Source organism: Niallia sp. 03133 (genome assembly GCF_052663225.1).
Genome location: NZ_JBQTCY010000020.1, coordinates 42890 through 58946, shown reverse-complemented (window position 1 = coordinate 58946; position 16057 = coordinate 42890). Strand labels below are relative to the sequence as shown.

General features: G+C 35.5%; 21 protein-coding genes. 2 read left to right on the top strand and 19 right to left on the bottom strand.

The genetic code is table 11. The features are described 5' to 3' along the window. Positions 1-208 precede the first annotated feature (208 nt). The gene (locus tag ACTYBU_RS21530; RefSeq protein ID WP_445492974.1) at positions 209-445 is read right to left on the bottom strand and encodes a hypothetical protein; all 237 of its coding nucleotides are present in this window, start codon (positions 443-445) and stop codon (positions 209-211) included. A gap of 203 nt (positions 446-648) precedes the next feature. Between ACTYBU_RS21530 and pdaB the strand changes: the two genes are divergently transcribed. Both pdaB and gerD read left to right on the top strand, forming a co-directional pair. Continuing rightward, positions 649-1398: a polysaccharide deacetylase family sporulation protein PdaB gene (gene pdaB / locus ACTYBU_RS21525; RefSeq protein ID WP_445492972.1), complete on the top strand. Its 750-nt coding sequence runs from the start codon at positions 649-651 to the stop codon at positions 1396-1398. Between the two features lie 335 nt (positions 1399-1733). Continuing rightward, positions 1734-2309, top strand: a complete 576-nt coding sequence (gerD, locus tag ACTYBU_RS21520) for a spore germination lipoprotein GerD (RefSeq protein WP_445492970.1) — start codon at positions 1734-1736, stop codon at positions 2307-2309. A 36-nt stretch (positions 2310-2345) separates the two neighbouring features. Here the strand turns inward: gerD and ACTYBU_RS21515 are convergent, their stop codons facing one another. The 18 genes from ACTYBU_RS21515 to rplO all read right to left on the bottom strand — a co-directional run bounded on the left by ACTYBU_RS21515 (position 2346) and on the right by rplO (position 16043). Then, the gene (locus ACTYBU_RS21515) at positions 2346-3395 is read right to left on the bottom strand and encodes an Mrp/NBP35 family ATP-binding protein (RefSeq protein ID WP_445492968.1); all 1050 of its coding nucleotides are present in this window, start codon (positions 3393-3395) and stop codon (positions 2346-2348) included. 244 nt (positions 3396-3639) lie between these two features. Next, on the bottom strand, positions 3640-4359 hold the full coding sequence (cwlD, locus tag ACTYBU_RS21510) for an N-acetylmuramoyl-L-alanine amidase CwlD (RefSeq protein WP_445492966.1): 720 nt from the start codon (positions 4357-4359) through the stop codon (positions 3640-3642). 146 nt (positions 4360-4505) lie between these two features. Beyond that, positions 4506-4946: a DUF2521 family protein gene (locus ACTYBU_RS21505; protein ID WP_445492965.1), complete on the bottom strand. Its 441-nt coding sequence runs from the start codon at positions 4944-4946 to the stop codon at positions 4506-4508. 317 nt (positions 4947-5263) lie between these two features. Continuing rightward, positions 5264-5656, bottom strand: a complete 393-nt coding sequence (rpsI, locus tag ACTYBU_RS21500; protein WP_445492963.1) for a 30S ribosomal protein S9 — start codon at positions 5654-5656, stop codon at positions 5264-5266. Between the two features lie 22 nt (positions 5657-5678). Further along, positions 5679-6116 (bottom strand): 50S ribosomal protein L13, encoded by a 438-nt coding sequence (gene rplM / locus ACTYBU_RS21495; RefSeq protein WP_445492961.1) that lies wholly within the window; start codon positions 6114-6116, stop codon positions 5679-5681. 216 nt (positions 6117-6332) lie between these two features. After that, complete coding sequence (gene truA / locus ACTYBU_RS21490) at positions 6333-7070, bottom strand: tRNA pseudouridine(38-40) synthase TruA (protein ID WP_445492959.1); 738 nt, start codon at positions 7068-7070, stop codon at positions 6333-6335. Positions 7071-7081: 11 nt separating this feature from the next. Beyond that, positions 7082-7879 carry an energy-coupling factor transporter transmembrane component T family protein gene (locus ACTYBU_RS21485; RefSeq protein WP_445492957.1) on the bottom strand — a complete coding sequence of 266 codons (798 nt, stop codon included), beginning with the start codon at positions 7877-7879 and terminating at the stop codon, positions 7082-7084. Then, positions 7876-8748 carry an energy-coupling factor ABC transporter ATP-binding protein gene (locus ACTYBU_RS21480; protein ID WP_445492955.1) on the bottom strand — a complete coding sequence of 291 codons (873 nt, stop codon included), beginning with the start codon at positions 8746-8748 and terminating at the stop codon, positions 7876-7878. Before ACTYBU_RS21480 ends, ACTYBU_RS21485 begins: the two co-directional genes overlap by 4 nt. Further along, positions 8724-9566, bottom strand: coding sequence for an energy-coupling factor ABC transporter ATP-binding protein (locus ACTYBU_RS21475; protein ID WP_445492953.1), 843 nt, complete (start codon positions 9564-9566; stop codon positions 8724-8726). The genes ACTYBU_RS21480 and ACTYBU_RS21475 overlap by 25 nt, the downstream gene beginning before the upstream one ends. Before the next feature lie 467 nt (positions 9567-10033). Further along, entirely contained in the window at positions 10034-10396 is a 363-nt protein-coding gene (rplQ, locus tag ACTYBU_RS21470) for a 50S ribosomal protein L17 (RefSeq protein ID WP_443483183.1), read from the bottom strand. Between the two features lie 56 nt (positions 10397-10452). Further along, positions 10453-11397, bottom strand: a complete 945-nt coding sequence (locus ACTYBU_RS21465; protein WP_445492951.1) for a DNA-directed RNA polymerase subunit alpha — start codon at positions 11395-11397, stop codon at positions 10453-10455. 173 nt (positions 11398-11570) lie between these two features. Then, a complete protein-coding gene (rpsK, locus tag ACTYBU_RS21460) occupies positions 11571-11960 on the bottom strand; it encodes a 30S ribosomal protein S11 (protein WP_101176333.1) in 390 nt (129 codons plus the stop codon). Between the two features lie 21 nt (positions 11961-11981). Continuing rightward, positions 11982-12347 (bottom strand): 30S ribosomal protein S13, encoded by a 366-nt coding sequence (rpsM, locus tag ACTYBU_RS21455; RefSeq protein WP_445492949.1) that lies wholly within the window; start codon positions 12345-12347, stop codon positions 11982-11984. Between the two features lie 22 nt (positions 12348-12369). Further along, on the bottom strand, positions 12370-12483 hold the full coding sequence (gene rpmJ / locus ACTYBU_RS21450; RefSeq protein WP_000868344.1) for a 50S ribosomal protein L36: 114 nt from the start codon (positions 12481-12483) through the stop codon (positions 12370-12372). Between the two features lie 37 nt (positions 12484-12520). Beyond that, positions 12521-12739, bottom strand: a complete 219-nt coding sequence (gene infA / locus ACTYBU_RS21445) for a translation initiation factor IF-1 (RefSeq protein WP_016204578.1) — start codon at positions 12737-12739, stop codon at positions 12521-12523. A gap of 857 nt (positions 12740-13596) precedes the next feature. Further along, positions 13597-14247: an adenylate kinase gene (locus ACTYBU_RS21440; RefSeq protein ID WP_445492946.1), complete on the bottom strand. Its 651-nt coding sequence runs from the start codon at positions 14245-14247 to the stop codon at positions 13597-13599. A 60-nt stretch (positions 14248-14307) separates the two neighbouring features. After that, on the bottom strand, positions 14308-15603 hold the full coding sequence (gene secY / locus ACTYBU_RS21435) for a preprotein translocase subunit SecY (RefSeq protein WP_445492944.1): 1296 nt from the start codon (positions 15601-15603) through the stop codon (positions 14308-14310). Next, complete coding sequence (gene rplO / locus ACTYBU_RS21430) at positions 15603-16043, bottom strand: 50S ribosomal protein L15 (protein ID WP_445492942.1); 441 nt, start codon at positions 16041-16043, stop codon at positions 15603-15605. The genes secY and rplO overlap by 1 nt, the downstream gene beginning before the upstream one ends. Between the last annotated feature and the right edge of the window lie 14 nt (positions 16044-16057).

Here is a 16057-nt window from a genome sequence, read left to right as displayed (position 1 = left end):
ATTTTTCGTTTATAACGAAAGTTATAAACGTTTATTGTTGACGTTTTGTTTGTTCAGTTTTCAAAGAGCAATTTTATCTTTTCGCTTTAGAAGCGACTTTATAAATTTATCACATCTCACTCATTAAGTCAATGTTTTTTATTAACTTTATTTTTGTATCGAAGTGACGCTTATTAATATACCAAGCTAGAAACGATAAGTCAATATATTATTTCATTTTTTTATCGATATACTTTTTATTTCTAATAATGTACTGCAAACATTCTTTTGGAGAAGCAATCCTTTTTAATAAAGAAAACAATTCTTGATACCTTATCATCATAGCCTTTTTTACACTTTTATCTATTCTCTCGTCATTAAGATCAAATATTATTTCGTCTAATTCTCTTTTAATTAAATACTCAATTTCTTTTACTTCTGTTTTATTTAGCAATAATCCTATCATAAAGTACCTCCTAGTTTGTGGTGATTGGTTTAAACTAATTTTAATAATCATTCTATATTCAATAGTCTTTTTGATATATAAATTTACTATATCAATTGTTTGTATTATTTCCCTAATGACTTGTATTATGATATTTTTGTCATTTTCTTTCCCTCCTCTTCATAAAATGGGACGAAGAGTAAATGGGACGAGGTGACAAATAATTGAATATCTTTTATGTACTCAACGGAAAATCTTTAAAACAAGTCGTATTAATTATTGTTATTTCTTTTTTTACAGCATGGTTTTTGTATATGGAAAACATTGTTCATATACCTGTCTTTTCTTCAAAAGATGGACCAAAAGCAGTTTATAAAGGAGAAAAGGGAATTGCACTTACTTTTAATATCAGCTGGGGTGATGAGAAAGCAGAGCCCATTCTAGATACCTTAAAAAAGGAAAAAGTAACTGCTACCTTTTTCCTCGCCGGTTCTTGGGCGGAACGTCATCCTGATACTGTGAATAGAATTATTAAAGATGGTCATGAAATTGGTATTCTTGGTTATGATTACGTAGATTATTCCGATTTAAAAAGAGAGAAGATTACACAAGATATTTCACGGGCGAAAACTGCCTTTGATAAATTAAATGCAAAAGATATATCTCTTGCAAGAGCTCCAACCGGGCATTTTAATCAAGAAGCATTAGATATTGCACATCAATATAATTATACGCTTGTACACTGGAGCATTAATTCAAAAGATTGGACGAATCCAGGAAAAGATGCCATTATAAAAAATATTGCTCCTGCTAAAAAAGGAGATATTATTTTATTGCATGCTTCTGATTCTGCAAAGCAAACGGAAAAAGCTCTCCCACAGATTATTGAAAAGTTAAAGGATAAGCATTTAAAGTTTGTCTCCGTTTCTGAAATGTTATCCAATGCCCATTCCAAATCAAAAGAAATAAAGTGAACCTTTCCATCAGTGGGGGTTTTCTTCATCCCCCACTGATGGTTAGTTGAACTTATCGGACCTTTACGGGCGAGTTTCAACACCTAGCTTCTTCGATTCCTCAGCATCCCCAAGGTGGGGATCTTACTGCCCGTTAAGAGTGGGATAAATTAGGGGCATCTTATAAATGCGATAAAAGCACATACTTTCAACGATGCAGAAAATTAGTGTGTCTTGCTAATATTTTGCATTTTTTTGTATTTATAAATACACGATTTAATTAACTTTACAGGAATAATATTAGAAAAAAACAACATTCTACTTAATAGTATATATTTTTAGAAAGGGGCAAAATTATGCTGGGAAAAAGTGTTGTCATCCTTCTTTTATCCACTATAATCCTAAGTGGATGTTCTGATAGCGAATCCGCTACTCAACAAATGGATTATGATCAAACAAAAAAAATGATTGTTGATATATTAAAAACGGATGACGGGAAAAAAGCAATCCGGGATGTTATTGGAGATGAAGAAATTAAAGAGAATTTAATTATGAACGAAAAATCCATTAACAATACTATTGAAAAAACGTTAACTTCTGATAAAGCCGCTGAATTTTGGAAAGATAATTTTAAAGACCCTAAATTTGCAGAAGCAATGGCCAAAAGCATGAAAACGGAAAATGAAAAGCTATTGAAGAGTTTAATGAAGGATCCTGAATATAGGAAAATGATGGTGGAGCTCCTGCAAGATCCTGAAATGGAATCAGAAGTAAAAAAAATATTAAAAAGTACGGAGTATAGAGAGCATTTAGAGAGCATTTTAAAAGAAACAATGGATACCCCTTCATTTAAAAATAAATTTAAAGATATATTAGACAAAGCAGCAAAAGAAGCCTCTACTGCACAAAAAACAACCGTAGTTAAATCATGACTGGATATCTAACCAAAAAAGAACTAGCCCTCGTGACTAGTTCTCTTTGCTACTATCTACTGCATCAATTATCTTTCCAGCTAATTCTTTATATTTTAGTCCTAATGGGTGGTTTTCCTGATAAACCGATGGAGCAAAATCAGCCTCGTCCCAATCTGGCTGTGCTAAAGGCAATTGTCCCAACAAAGGGACATTCAAATCTTCAGCTAATTTGCTTCCCCCGCCTTTACCAAAAACGTATTCTTTTTCACCTGTTGCCTTACTCTCAAAATAAGACATATTTTCAATTACTCCTACTATTGAATGCTCTGTTTTTATCGCCATGCTGCCAGCTCTTGCAGCAACAAAAGCTGCTGTTGGATGCGGAGTTGTTACAATGATTTCTTTACTGGTCGGAAGCATAGAATGAACATCTAAAGCAACATCCCCAGTACCAGGCGGCAAGTCAAGAATAAGGTAATCCAACTCCCCCCACTCTACTTCACCAAGAAAATTAGCCAACATTTTGCCAAGCATTGGCCCTCTCCAAATAACAGGAGAGTTATCTTCAACAAAAAATCCCATGGACATTACTTTTACACCAAAACGTTCGACAGGAATAATTTTTTCCTTTTCAACTGCTGGACGTGCTGATATTCCCATCATATCAGGAACACTAAAACCATAAATATCTGCATCCAGTATCCCTACCTTTTTTCCTAATCTCGAAAGAGATACAGCAATATTAACGGAAACAGTAGATTTTCCTACTCCTCCTTTTCCACTAGCAATCGCAATATATATAGGAGCTTGCACGGTATCCTTTTTTTGTTCTTCGAGGATCTCTTTAACCAAACTGTCGGAAAGTTCTGTAAATCTAAGTCCTATAGATTCTATTCCTTTTTCTTTTAGTTTAGAAACGATATTTTCCTGCAGCTCCAACTGAGTAGCTGAACCTAATTTAGCAACAGCTACTTTTATACTAATATGGTTTTTCTCTTTATTCCATTTTATGTCTTTAATTGAATTTAATTCTAATAGTGTTTTATGTAGAAGAGGATCTTTTATTCCCTCTAACAGATTTTCTATTTCGTCTATCGTTATCATACAATCCCCCCGATTTACTTATGTTACTGATAAAATTAGTATAACATAATGATTAGAGAGATTATATTACTTTGCCATCGCTATCAGAGAGTACAGTAAGTAATTATTTCCCGGGAATATTCTCCTCTTATTGACCTATAAATGGATGGCAGTTATTAACGAATTACAGTATATAGAACAACCAAGATAAACATTTTTATTCATTTATAGTATATACAAAAAAAGAGAGTGTTGCTCCCTCTTTTCATTCTTTATCTTCTATAGGATCTTCATCGGAAAAATAACGATTAATGCCTTTATATACGGATGCAGCTATTTTAGTTTGATATTTATCTTTCATTAGGTTTGCTTTTTCTGTAGCGTTTGATAAGAAACCAATTTCTACTAAAGCACCAGGCTTTTTAGCATACTTTAATATATACACACTGCCAAGTGGTTTTGCTTTCCTTGTCGTATTTTCTAAGTTTTCAATTAGTTCATCTTGTATAAATTCAGCTGCTACTTCGTTATCCTTTAATTGAGGAGCATAAAATGTTTGTGCACCGCTCCACTTTGAAGAAGGGATTGCATTTAAATGAACACTTAAAAAGAAATCTGCATCAGAGTCATTGATTATATTTAATCTTTCTTTTAAATCCTCGATCTTTCGATTGCGATAACTCTTTGTATTTTCGTCAGCCAGATCTTTATCTTCTTCTCTTGTCATAATGACCAACGCGCCTTGTTCTTGTAAATAGTCGCGAATTTTTAGTGATACTTTTAATGCTATATCTTTTTCTAGTGCACTTGAATCTCCTGCTCCGCCATCTGGACCGCCATGGCCGGGATCAATAACAATAATCTTCCCGGTTAACGGAAGGTTCCACGCATCCCATGAGTCATCATTTGAGAAATCGTACTGTAAAATAAAAAACAGGAGTATCAATCCTATTGTAAATATGCTTATTATTAATTTATTATTCACTGTTCTAGTCAATCCCCCCTGCCCGTCCTTACCATAACTATATGGGACAAGGGGATTTTTTAGAACCACAAGATCTAAAACAGAAATTCTTTTAGCATAAAATCAAGATAGATCTAATCATTGTTGAAGGCCACAACAAATATTAATTAATGCAGCCTTAATTTTCTTCGTTTATTGGCTTTGACAAAGCCTTCTTTCCACCAATCATCTACAAATTGTTCACATAAGTAGAGCAGGGATTCATTTTTGCTGCTTTCTTCACTTCCCCAATAAAGAAGGAAATGAAACAGCGTATCTTTTAAATGCTTATCTTCCTCATAACATCTATTTTTAATCGATTCTTTGCTTTCTCCATAATCGCTGAATTTACTGAAGTTTGCACCAAGCAAAAATGCCTCAATGGCAACATCATAACAAGCCTCTTCTATTCCTTTCGTCATCATCATGCTTGAAGTTAAATGAGAGGAGCCAAAATAGCGCGCAACCTTCTCTTTTAGATCTTTTATGTTAATTTCTCTTAATACAGATCTTTCGTATTTTATTTGTTTTTCTCTTTTTTTCTCATCAAAGGTTGTTATAACGGTCACTTTATTTCTCACCCCTTAAAATTAGTTTATAACGAATTAAAAAGAGTAATACAAGCAGTTTGTTACTTTCGATAACCAATAAATAAGAAAGTTTCTAATTGTGGAAAATTTATGAAAGAAAAAGCTCACCATAAAGTTAAAGGAATGAAATGAAGGTATACGCATAAGCTAATCAAAACTGACATTTAGAGGCTTGGGCTTGAAGAAAAGTGGAGAATAAATAATTCCAAAGACGTGTTCATTTTGTTTTAGGAAATTGTCCAACAACGAAAAAGACCCCCAAACCAAAAGGTTCGAGAGCCTTGAAACGTTGATAATTAACGTTTTGAGAACTGAGGTGCACGACGAGCGCCTTTAAGACCGTATTTTTTACGTTCTTTCATACGAGCGTCACGAGTTAATAATCCAGCGCGTTTTAATGTTGGACGGTATTCAGGATCTGCTTGAAGTAAAGCACGAGCGATACCATGACGGATAGCTCCAGCTTGACCAGTATATCCTCCACCGTTAACATTTACAAGAATATTGTAACTTCCAGTTGTTTCAGTAGCTACTAAAGGTTGTTTTACAACTTCACGTAAAGCTGCAAACGGAATATAAGTTTCGATTTCACGACCATTGATGATGATTTGACCGTCGCCTGGAACTAAACGTACACGTGCAACGGAACTTTTACGACGACCAGTACCGATATATTGAACTTGTGCCATTTCTTTTACCTCCCTTTATTAATTATCCGCGAAGTTCGTAAACTTCTGGTTGTTGTGCTTGGTGCGGATGCTCGCTACCAGCATATACATGTAATTTTTTAAACATTTGACGACCAAGAGAATTTTTTGGAAGCATGCCTTTGATAGCAAGCTCTAACATTTTTTCAGCGTAGTTTGTACGCATTTCTAATGCTGTTCTTGATTTTAATCCACCTGGATGCATTGTATGACGGTAGTAAATTTTGTCTGTTAATTTTTTACCAGTCAATTCGATTTTTGAAGCATTTAAAATAATAACATTATCACCAGTGTCCACATGTGGTGTGAAAGTTGGTTTATGTTTACCACGTAGTATTGATGCTACTTCACTAGAAAGACGACCTAAAGTTTTGCCTTCAGCATCAATAACGTACCATTTACGATCAACAGTGTTTGAATTAGCCATAAACGTTGTACGCATGAGTTTCCCTCCTGAATTTGAAATGATTTCATTATTTTTTGTAAGTGCTGTTACGTCTATATGTTCACACAATTAAGTTCCGGGGCTTAATGTGGGATTAAAATACATACCATATTATGATATATCCTAGAATTGTATATGTCAAGAGAATGTTACACCAGGTTTAGTTGTTATGAAATTTTTCTTTCGACAAAACAAAAGGCGCAAGCTCCTAGTCTAATAAAACACTCTCCATAAATATAATCCATTAGCAGATGCCGTTTTTCCTGCTGCTTTTCTGTCCTTTTTTTTAATAATAGCAGGGATTGATTGTGGATCTTTTTTTCCTCTTCCTACGTCCAGCAATGTACCGATCATAATTCGGACCATATTATATAAAAATCCATTTCCTTCAAAGCTGAAAATTAGCATTTCCTCTTCCTGTGTTAATTTCATACCTGTTATTTCCCTTACTTTGTCTTCTTTATCTGTTTTAGCTGAACAAAAGCTAGTAAAATCATATTCGCCAATAAAATGCTCCATCGCTTCTTGTATAGCGTCTATATTTAAGGAATATGGATAATAATACGCATAATTTCTTTTAAAAGGATCCCGATGTTCTGCCAAGTGGATAAAATAACGATATTCTTTCCCAGTGACATTGTATCTTGCATGAAAATCATTACTAACCGTTTCTACAGCGGTAACCACTATATCATGCGGCAGCAGCGTATTGAGCGCCAGCTCCCATTTTCCTAATGGAATATCTAATACAGAATCAAAATGAATTACTTGCCCTTTTGCATGAACCCCAGCATCCGTTCGCCCAGAAGCTTGTATTTTCACTTCGATTCCTTTATGAAGTTTTTTTAATGCTCGTTCGATCTCCCCTTGAACTGTTCGATCTTTTGGCTGAATTTGAAAGCCGCAGTAGGCAGACCCATCATAACTTATTGTACATTTATATCGTTGCATGTTTTTCTCCATTATGACCTTAGTAATAAAAGCAGGCATATTAATAATAATAATAGGATTATCATAATTGTATCCATCGGTTTCCAGATTAATTGACGGTATTTTGTTCTGCCTTCTCCGCCTTGGTACCCTCTTGCTTCCATTGCGATTGCCAGCTCTTCAGCCCTTTTGAAGGCATTAACGAATAAGGGAATTAACAACGGCACAATTGCTTTAACACGATTTTTTATGGAGCCACTCGAGAATTCTACTCCTCTTGCAATTTGAGCTTTCATAATCTTTTCTGTTTCGTCCATTAAAGTCGGAATAAAACGCAAGGAAATAGACATCATAAGTGCAAGTTCATGAACAGGAAATTTTATTCTTTTTAAAGGTTCAAGCAAAGCTTCAATAGCATCTGTAAGTTCTATAGGCGTTGTAGTTAAGGTAAGAAGAGAGGTCATAATAATGAGTAAAAAGAATCGAATTGAAATAAGAATCCCCATTCTAATTCCTTCTTCATATATCTTAACCCAACCATAATGGAATACTAAATCCCCTTCTCTAGTAAAAAAAAGATGAATCACAAGAGTAAAAAGAATAAGCCATATAACAGGTTTTAACCCATTATAAATATAGTTCACTGGTACTTTTGATAAAAGAACCATTATACATACATAAGCAGTTAACAGGAGGTACGTCCCAAAATTATTGGCTAAAAAGACAATACAAATAAAGAAGAAAATTAATAGTAGCTTGGAACGGGGATCCATTCGATGTAAAGTGGAGTCCATTGGAACAAAACGGCCAATTAACATTTTTCCCATCATAATCCATCTTCTCCCTTATTTAGGTAAGTAGCTAATTCTGAGATAAAGCTATCCATATGCAAATGAACTTTACTCATCTTTATCCCAAACTTATTTTCTATTTTCCTTTGAAACCTTACTATTTCCGGAACATCTAAACCTATTTCCAATAAGTCATCTGCAAAAGAATATATTTCTTCTGGTGTACCGTCGCGGTATACTTTTCCTTTATTCATAATAACTATTTTATCCGCATACAAAGAAGCATCTTCCATGCTGTGCGTTACTAATATGGTAGTTAAATTCCGTTTTTGATGAAGGCTATAGAACATCTCCATGATCTCTTTTCGTCCTCTTGGGTCCAACCCGGCAGTTGGTTCATCTAATACAAGAACATCAGGCTCCATTGCTAATACACCAGCAATCGCTACTCTTCTCATTTGGCCTCCTGATAAATCAAAAGGTGATTTTTGCAAAATATCTTCGGAGAGTCCTACCTCTGCTAAAGCCATTCTTGCTCTTACCTTGGCTTCCTCTTCCTTAACACCAAAATTCATTGGTCCAAAACATATATCCTTTTCTACCGTTTCCTCAAAAAGCTGCTGCTCTGGAAACTGAAAAACAATCCCTACTTTTTGGCGAATACTTCGTAATTGTTTATGCTTCTTTCCTGCTTCCAACACCCTATCTCCAATTATCACTTTCCCTTTAGATGGGTTTAATAAGGCATTTAAATGCTGAAGCACAGTAGATTTACCAGAACCAGTATGGCCAATAATAGCCATATAAACACCATTTGGTATATTAATATTTACATCTTGAATCGCCAATCTTTCAAATGGTGTATTCTCTTGATAGCAATAATCTACTTTTTGAAGTGAGATGTCCATAATTCTGTCACCAACTCTTCTTCTGTCAAAAATATTTTTTCAAGCAATATCCCTTTTTCATAAAGCTCACTTCTTAATTTAACGGAAAAGGGAATATCCAAACCAATTGTAATCAGTTCTTTGTCTAATTGAAAAATTTCTTCAGGTGTTCCTTCACGATGAACTTTTCCTTTATTCATAATTATTATTCTATCTGCCTTTGCTGCTTCCTCTAAATCATGCGTAATGGAGATGATCGTCATCTTTTTTTGTTCACGCATTTCTTTAATAAGCTGTAATACTTCTTCCCTGCCTTGAGGATCAAGCATAGAGGTTGCCTCATCTAAAACTATAACAGCCGGCTGCAATGCCATGACTCCTGCAATGGCCACCCTTTGCTTCTGGCCTCCAGATAGATGGTGCGGCTCTTGATCAAGAAAAGATAACATCTTCACTTTTTCTAAAGAACTTTCTACTCTTTTGACCATTTCTTCTCTCGGAACGGCATTATTTTCTAAACCAAAAGCCACATCATCCTTTACTGTCGTTCCAACAAACTGATTATCTGGATTTTGAAACACCATCCCTATGTTTTTCCTTGCTTCCCAAATTGTTTCTTCTGATAGCATAATGTCTTTAATCCGAATAGATCCCTTATGAGGAAAATACAAACCATTCAATAATTTTGCCAAAGTAGACTTCCCAGAGCCATTATGACCAACAACAGCTACCCATTCCCCTTCTTTTACTTGAAAAGAGACATTATCCAGCGCCTGATCCAACTGGTCTTCATAACGGAAAGATATGTTATCAACCGTTATCAATACTTCTTGGTTCATATATTCCCTCCGGTTTAGTGTGTTATTAAGTAAAGCTCATGCGTTTAGATTTTCTCCGTTTGCAAACGGATCTTTCTTATGATAAAAAAAGAAACTCGCCAATTGGGCGAGCTTTGAATTGGTTTAACATAAGATTATCTTGTTATAATCTCCCTTTTTCAGCAACAAACTTCTCATTATGCATTTCGAAATATATCTCATGATATTCCATTTCTTAGCACCCATTACCTGTTTTACGTTTTACACGAAAAAAGCCCGCACCTCGGTTTATTTTATGATTAATAAACGAGGTGCATGAGCTAGACGAGTCATTAATAGATTATTATTTAATTGCTTAACGCTCATCGTAACACTCTTATAGTGGCTTGTTAGTTTGTGCTAATAAACAATGTAAGAAAAAGGGTACTTGAACAAGTTTCATATCAATATAAACTGTCCCGCACCCTTGTTGTCTTGTAAATGGTCTATTAAACTAACTCGATAATTACCATTGGTGCACCGTCTCCACGACGAGGTCCCATTTTCATGATACGAGTGTATCCGCCTTGACGTTCGCTATAACGAGCAGCAACATCACTGAATAGTTTTTGTACTGCATCTTGGTTCGTTTCAGCGTTAGCAACTTCATGACGTACATAAGCAGCAGCTTGACGGCGTGCATGAAGATCTCCACGTTTACCAAGTGTAATCATTTTTTCCACAACAGAACGAAGTTCCTTTGCACGAGCTTCAGTTGTTTCAATTCGCTCATTGATGATTAAGTCTGTTGTTAAGTCACGTAACATAGCTTTACGCTGCGCGCTAGTGCGTCCTAACTTTCTGTAACCCATGTGAGATTCCCTCCTTTTGTTGAAATTCCCGCTTAGCCTTATGAGAAAAAACTAACTCAGTCGTCTTTTCTTAAACCTAAGCCAAGTTCTTCTAATTTATGCTTAACTTCTTCAAGAGATTTTCTACCTAGATTTCGAACTTTCATCATATCTTCTTCCGTCTTATTAGCAAGTTCTTGTACTGTATTGATTCCAGCACGTTTTAAACAGTTATAAGAACGAACAGATAGATCCAATTCTTCTATCGTCATCTCTAGAACTTTTTCTTTTTGATCTTCTTCTTTTTCTACCATAATCTCAGCATTTTGCGCTTCATCAGTTAAACCAACAAAGATATTTAAATGCTCCGTTAAAATCTTTGCACCAAGTGCAATAGCATCTTGAGGACCTGTACTACCGTCAGTCCATACGTCAAAAGTTAATTTATCATAATTAGTCAATTGACCAACACGAGTATTCTCAACTTGATAAGAAACTCTAGATACAGGTGTATAGATAGAGTCAATAGGAATTACACCAATAGGTTGATCTTCCCGCTTATTTTCCTCTGCAGGTGTATATCCACGTCCACGTTTAGCAGTTAAACGCATGCGAAGATTTCCATTCGAGCCTAATGTTGCGATATGAAGATCGGGATTTAAAATCTCAACATCACTATCGTGTGTAATATCTGCTGCTGTAACGACACCTTCACCTTGAATATCAATCTCTAATGTTTTTTCATCATCAGAATAGATTTTCAGTGCTAGTTTTTTGATATTTAATATGATAGATGTTACATCTTCTACGACGCCTTCAATTGTTGAGAACTCATGAAGTACCCCATCAATTTGAATGGATGTGATAGCTGCACCAGGGAGTGAGGATAATAGAATACGACGTAAGGAGTTACCCAAAGTAGTACCATATCCACGCTCAAGTGGCTCTACGACGAATTTTCCGTATTTGGCTTCATCGTTGATCTCAACCGTTTCGATTTTTGGTTTTTCTATTTCGATCATCAAAATATACCCTCCTTCAAAACGTCGAAACCCCGGCTATGTTCTTAACCGAAATTCCCCATGTTTACGTTCCCGTTTTGTGCACAACAACTGGAATAAATTTTCTGTACTGGCTTTAAAAAGTTTTAATCATATCCCATTATAGACAAGGATACAAAATTTATACAGAAAAATTAAACTCGGCGACGTTTAGGTGGTCGGCAACCATTATGAGGAACAGGAGTTACGTCTCTGATTGCAGTAACTTCTAAACCTGCAGCTTGAAGTGCACGGATTGCAGCTTCACGGCCGGCACCAGGTCCTTTTACTGTTACTTCAAGAGTTTTCATGCCATGCTCCATAGAAGTTTTTGCAGCAGTTTCTGCAGCCATTTGAGCAGCGAATGGAGTAGATTTACGAGAACCTCTAAATCCAAGAGCTCCTGCACTTGACCAAGAAAGCGCATTTCCATGAACGTCAGTAATTGTAACAATTGTATTATTGAATGTTGAACGAATGTGAGCAATACCTGCTTCTATATTCTTTTTAACACGACGTTTACGTGTATTAGTTTTACGTGCCATTTATAGTACCTCCTTTACTGATTATTTTTTCTTGTTAGCTACAGTCTTACGAGGACCTTTGCGTGTACGAGCGTTGTTTTTCGTATTTTGTCCACGAACCGGTAAACCACGGCGGTGACGAAGACCACGATAACATCCAATCTCCATTAAACGTTTGATGTTAAGAGAGATTTCACGACGAAGGTCACCTTCAACTTTTAATTTATCAATAACATCACGGATTTTGTTCAACTCATCTTCCGTTAAATCACGAACACGAGTATTTTCAGAAACACCTGCTTCTTCTAATACTTTTTGTGCAGTATTTTTTCCAATACCATAAATATATGTTAATGATATTACTACACGCTTTTCACGTGGAATATCCACACCAGCAATACGTGCCATCTATATGCGCACCTCCTTGTTATTAACCTTGTTTTTGTTTATGTTTAGGGTTTTCACAGATAACCATAACTTTCCCACGTCTGCGGATAACCTTACATTTTTCGCAGATTGGTTTTACTGATGGTCTAACTTTCATTATCCTAACCTCCTTGATAGTACGGAGTGCAATCAGATTATTTAAAGCGGTAAGTAATTCTTCCGCGAGTTAAGTCATATGGAGATAACTCAACCGTTACTTTATCACCAGGTAAAATGCGGATAAAATGCATACGAATTTTACCAGAAACGTGAGCCAATACAGTATGACCATTTTCTAATTCTACTTTAAACATGGCGTTCGGCAAAGTTTCAGTTATTGTGCCTTCAATTTCGATTACATCGTCTTTAGCCATCGAATTTGTCTCCCTTCATTTTAAAATACGAAACCATCTTTTACTTGCTATAGTAAAGTGCAACTTTTCGCTTATAACACGATCGGTGTACATCAAACTAGTCTGAACTGTTCATATAATATACTAAATTATCAGTTGACTGCAACCAAATAATTATAACACACAATGAACTATCCCGTCCGCAATATTTACAATAAATTTATAGAAGACTACGAACTTTAAACTAGAAAGAAATAATGCAACAACCAAACCACTGGCTTTTGTTAGATCCTTCATTCTCAGAGAAAGCCAAAAGCATTTCCTTCAAATAAAGTTCTATCATCAGCTAATGTATTATCGCATTGAATTTTTTATAATAATTCAAACGATATGATGTGTAGATAGAAATGAATGAATCAAGAAGAATGTTTCTTCTAGAGTCTATCCCTATTTTTGTAAACACATACTCTCATACACTCGAAAAGCTACTTAGATTCCGTCTCTAACTGAAAAGGAGTTTTCGATAACGCACACCTGGTACAACACCTTATGTCCATAATAGAAAGAATAATAGTTACCTTCTTCACTACTAGATAAAAAAGCAAATCAAGCGGAGTTACCATGAAATCCAAAATACTCTGCACCAATTATCTAAATTGATTAATCTTTTAACGAAGATAAACATGTCTAGAAACATGAATATACTTTTTTTGTTACAGATATAACCATAAAAATTATTATACCTTTTGAAAAAAGGAAATGCATCATGTTTAGGAATAAACTCCTTAGCCATTTCATCCCAATTCTTCTATTCGTTACCTCTGATTTAAGTCCATGCTAGATTCAGATTAGTCTAAGCAAAAGTATGGAAAAAGTGTTTACTTTAAATTACTTAGTAGTTCATCAAGATCTAAGAATACTTTTTGTATATCTTGCTGACCATCTATATTGCGTAGATAGCCTTTTGATTCATAAAAATCAAGTAAAGGTTGAGATTGTTTAATATTAACTTCTAATCGATTTTTAACAGTTGCTTCATTATCATCAGCACGTTGATACAATTCGCCTCCACAGCGATCGCAAACATCTGGATTTGCCGGAGGATTAAATACTAAATGATATGTCGCGCCACAGTTTTTACAAATGCGGCGTCCTGTTAATCGTTCCATTAATATTTCTTGATCAACTTGAACATTTATAACATAGTCAAGCTTTTTTCCTAAATCAAACAAAATACCTTCTAAAGCATCTGCTTGGGGAACAGTACGTGGAAAACCGTCAAGAAGAAATCCCTTCTTGCAATCATCCTTACTAAGTCTTTCACGAACAATGCCGATTGTAACTTCGTCCGGAACTAACTCACCTTTATCCATAAATGACTTTGCTTTTAATCCAAGTTCTGTTTCATCTTTCATTGCAGCACGAAACATATCACCAGTTGAGATATGAGGGATGTCATACTTTTCCACAATCTTCTCAGCTTGTGTACCTTTACCAGCGCCAGGGAGTCCCATTAAGACTAAATTCATGCGTATTCCCCCTAAAGTCTTTAACATATAATTCAAGGGACAAACGTCCCCTAAATTATGCTATTTAATAAACCCTTTATAGTGACGTTTAACAAGTTGAGATTCTAATTGCTTCATTGTTTCTAAAGCAACCCCAACTACGATTAAAATACTTGTTCCACCAATTTGAGCCGATTGTGGCAAATGAGCAATTTTGATGAAAACTACAGGAAGAATCGCAATCGCAGCTAGAAATATCGCACCAACTAATGTTAAACGGTATAGAACACGAGTTAAGTATTCTTGCGTGTTTTTACCTGGTCTAATACCTGGAATATATCCACCTTGCTTTTTCAAGTTTTCAGCCAGCTGTTCTGGATTGACTTGAATAAATGCATAGAAGTACGTAAACGCAAAAATTAAAATTGTATACAATATCATTCCAATTGGATGAGTATAATCAAATATCTTGATAATCCAATTCGTAACATCATTTTGACCGAAGAATCCGGCAACTGTTCTTGGCGTTACCAAAAATGACACGGCAAAAATAACAGGAATAACACCAGCAGAGTTCACTTTCAACGGCAAATGCGTCGATTGTCCGCCGCTCATATTACTTCCATTAACCATTCTTTTTGCATACTGAATAGGTATTTTTCTTAAAGCCTGTTGTATGAAAATAACTCCAACAACAATTGCAACAATTGCAACTAAAATTAATAGCATTGTTGCGATGTTCATGAAAAGTTGATCTCCTGTGTTATCAAACTTCTGCGCGTATATCTGGTTGGCAATCGATGGGATCCCTGCTGCAATACCAGCAAAGATAATGATCGATATTCCATTTCCTACACCTTTTGATGTAATCAGTTCACCCAACCACATTAAAAATGCAGTACCACCTGTTAATACAACAGCAATTATAAAGTAAGAACCAATACCAGGATTAGTAATTAAAGAACCACCTGCAAGGTTATTAAAACCATAAGACATTCCAAAAGCTTGAATGAAACCTAAGACTATTGTGAAGTAACGGGTAAATTGGGTTAATTTACGACGCCCTACTTCACCTTGCTTAGACCATTCTGTAAACTTTGGAACAACATCCATTTGTAATAAACTCACAATGATAGATGCGGTAATATACGGCATTATACCCATTGCCAAGATAGAAAAGTTCTTTAATGCTCCCCCACCAAAGGTATTTAGAATACCAAAGGCGCTAAAGGTATCTTGCGCTTGTAAAAAATCTGCATTTACGTATGGTACCGGTATAAATGTACCAATACGAAATATAATCAACATTAATAGGGTGAATATGATTTTACGTCTTATTTCACCCACGCGCATAAAATTGGAGATTGTCTGAAACATTAAATCACCTCAGTTTGACCGCCGGCAGCTTCAATAGCTTCCTTTGCAGCAGAGGAGAATTTATGTGCTTTTACTGTAAGCTTTTTCTCAACTTTGCCTTTAGCAAGAATTTTGATTCCTGCTTTTTCACTACTTACAACACCTGTTTCGATTAGAAGTTCTGGAGTTACTTCTGTTCCATCTTCAAAACGATTTAGTGCATCAAGGTTTACAATTGCAAATTCTTTGCGGTTGATATTTGTAAAACCACGTTTAGGTAAACGACGGAATAAAGGAGTTTGACCACCTTCGAATCCAGGTCTAACACCGCCACCTGAACGTGCGTTTTGACCTTTATGACCTTTACCAGCAGTTTTACCGTTACCTGAACCGATACCGCGTCCTTTGCGTTTGCGTTCTTGTCTTGCACCTTCTGCAGGTTTTAATTCATGAAGTTTCATTTTGGCACCTCCTT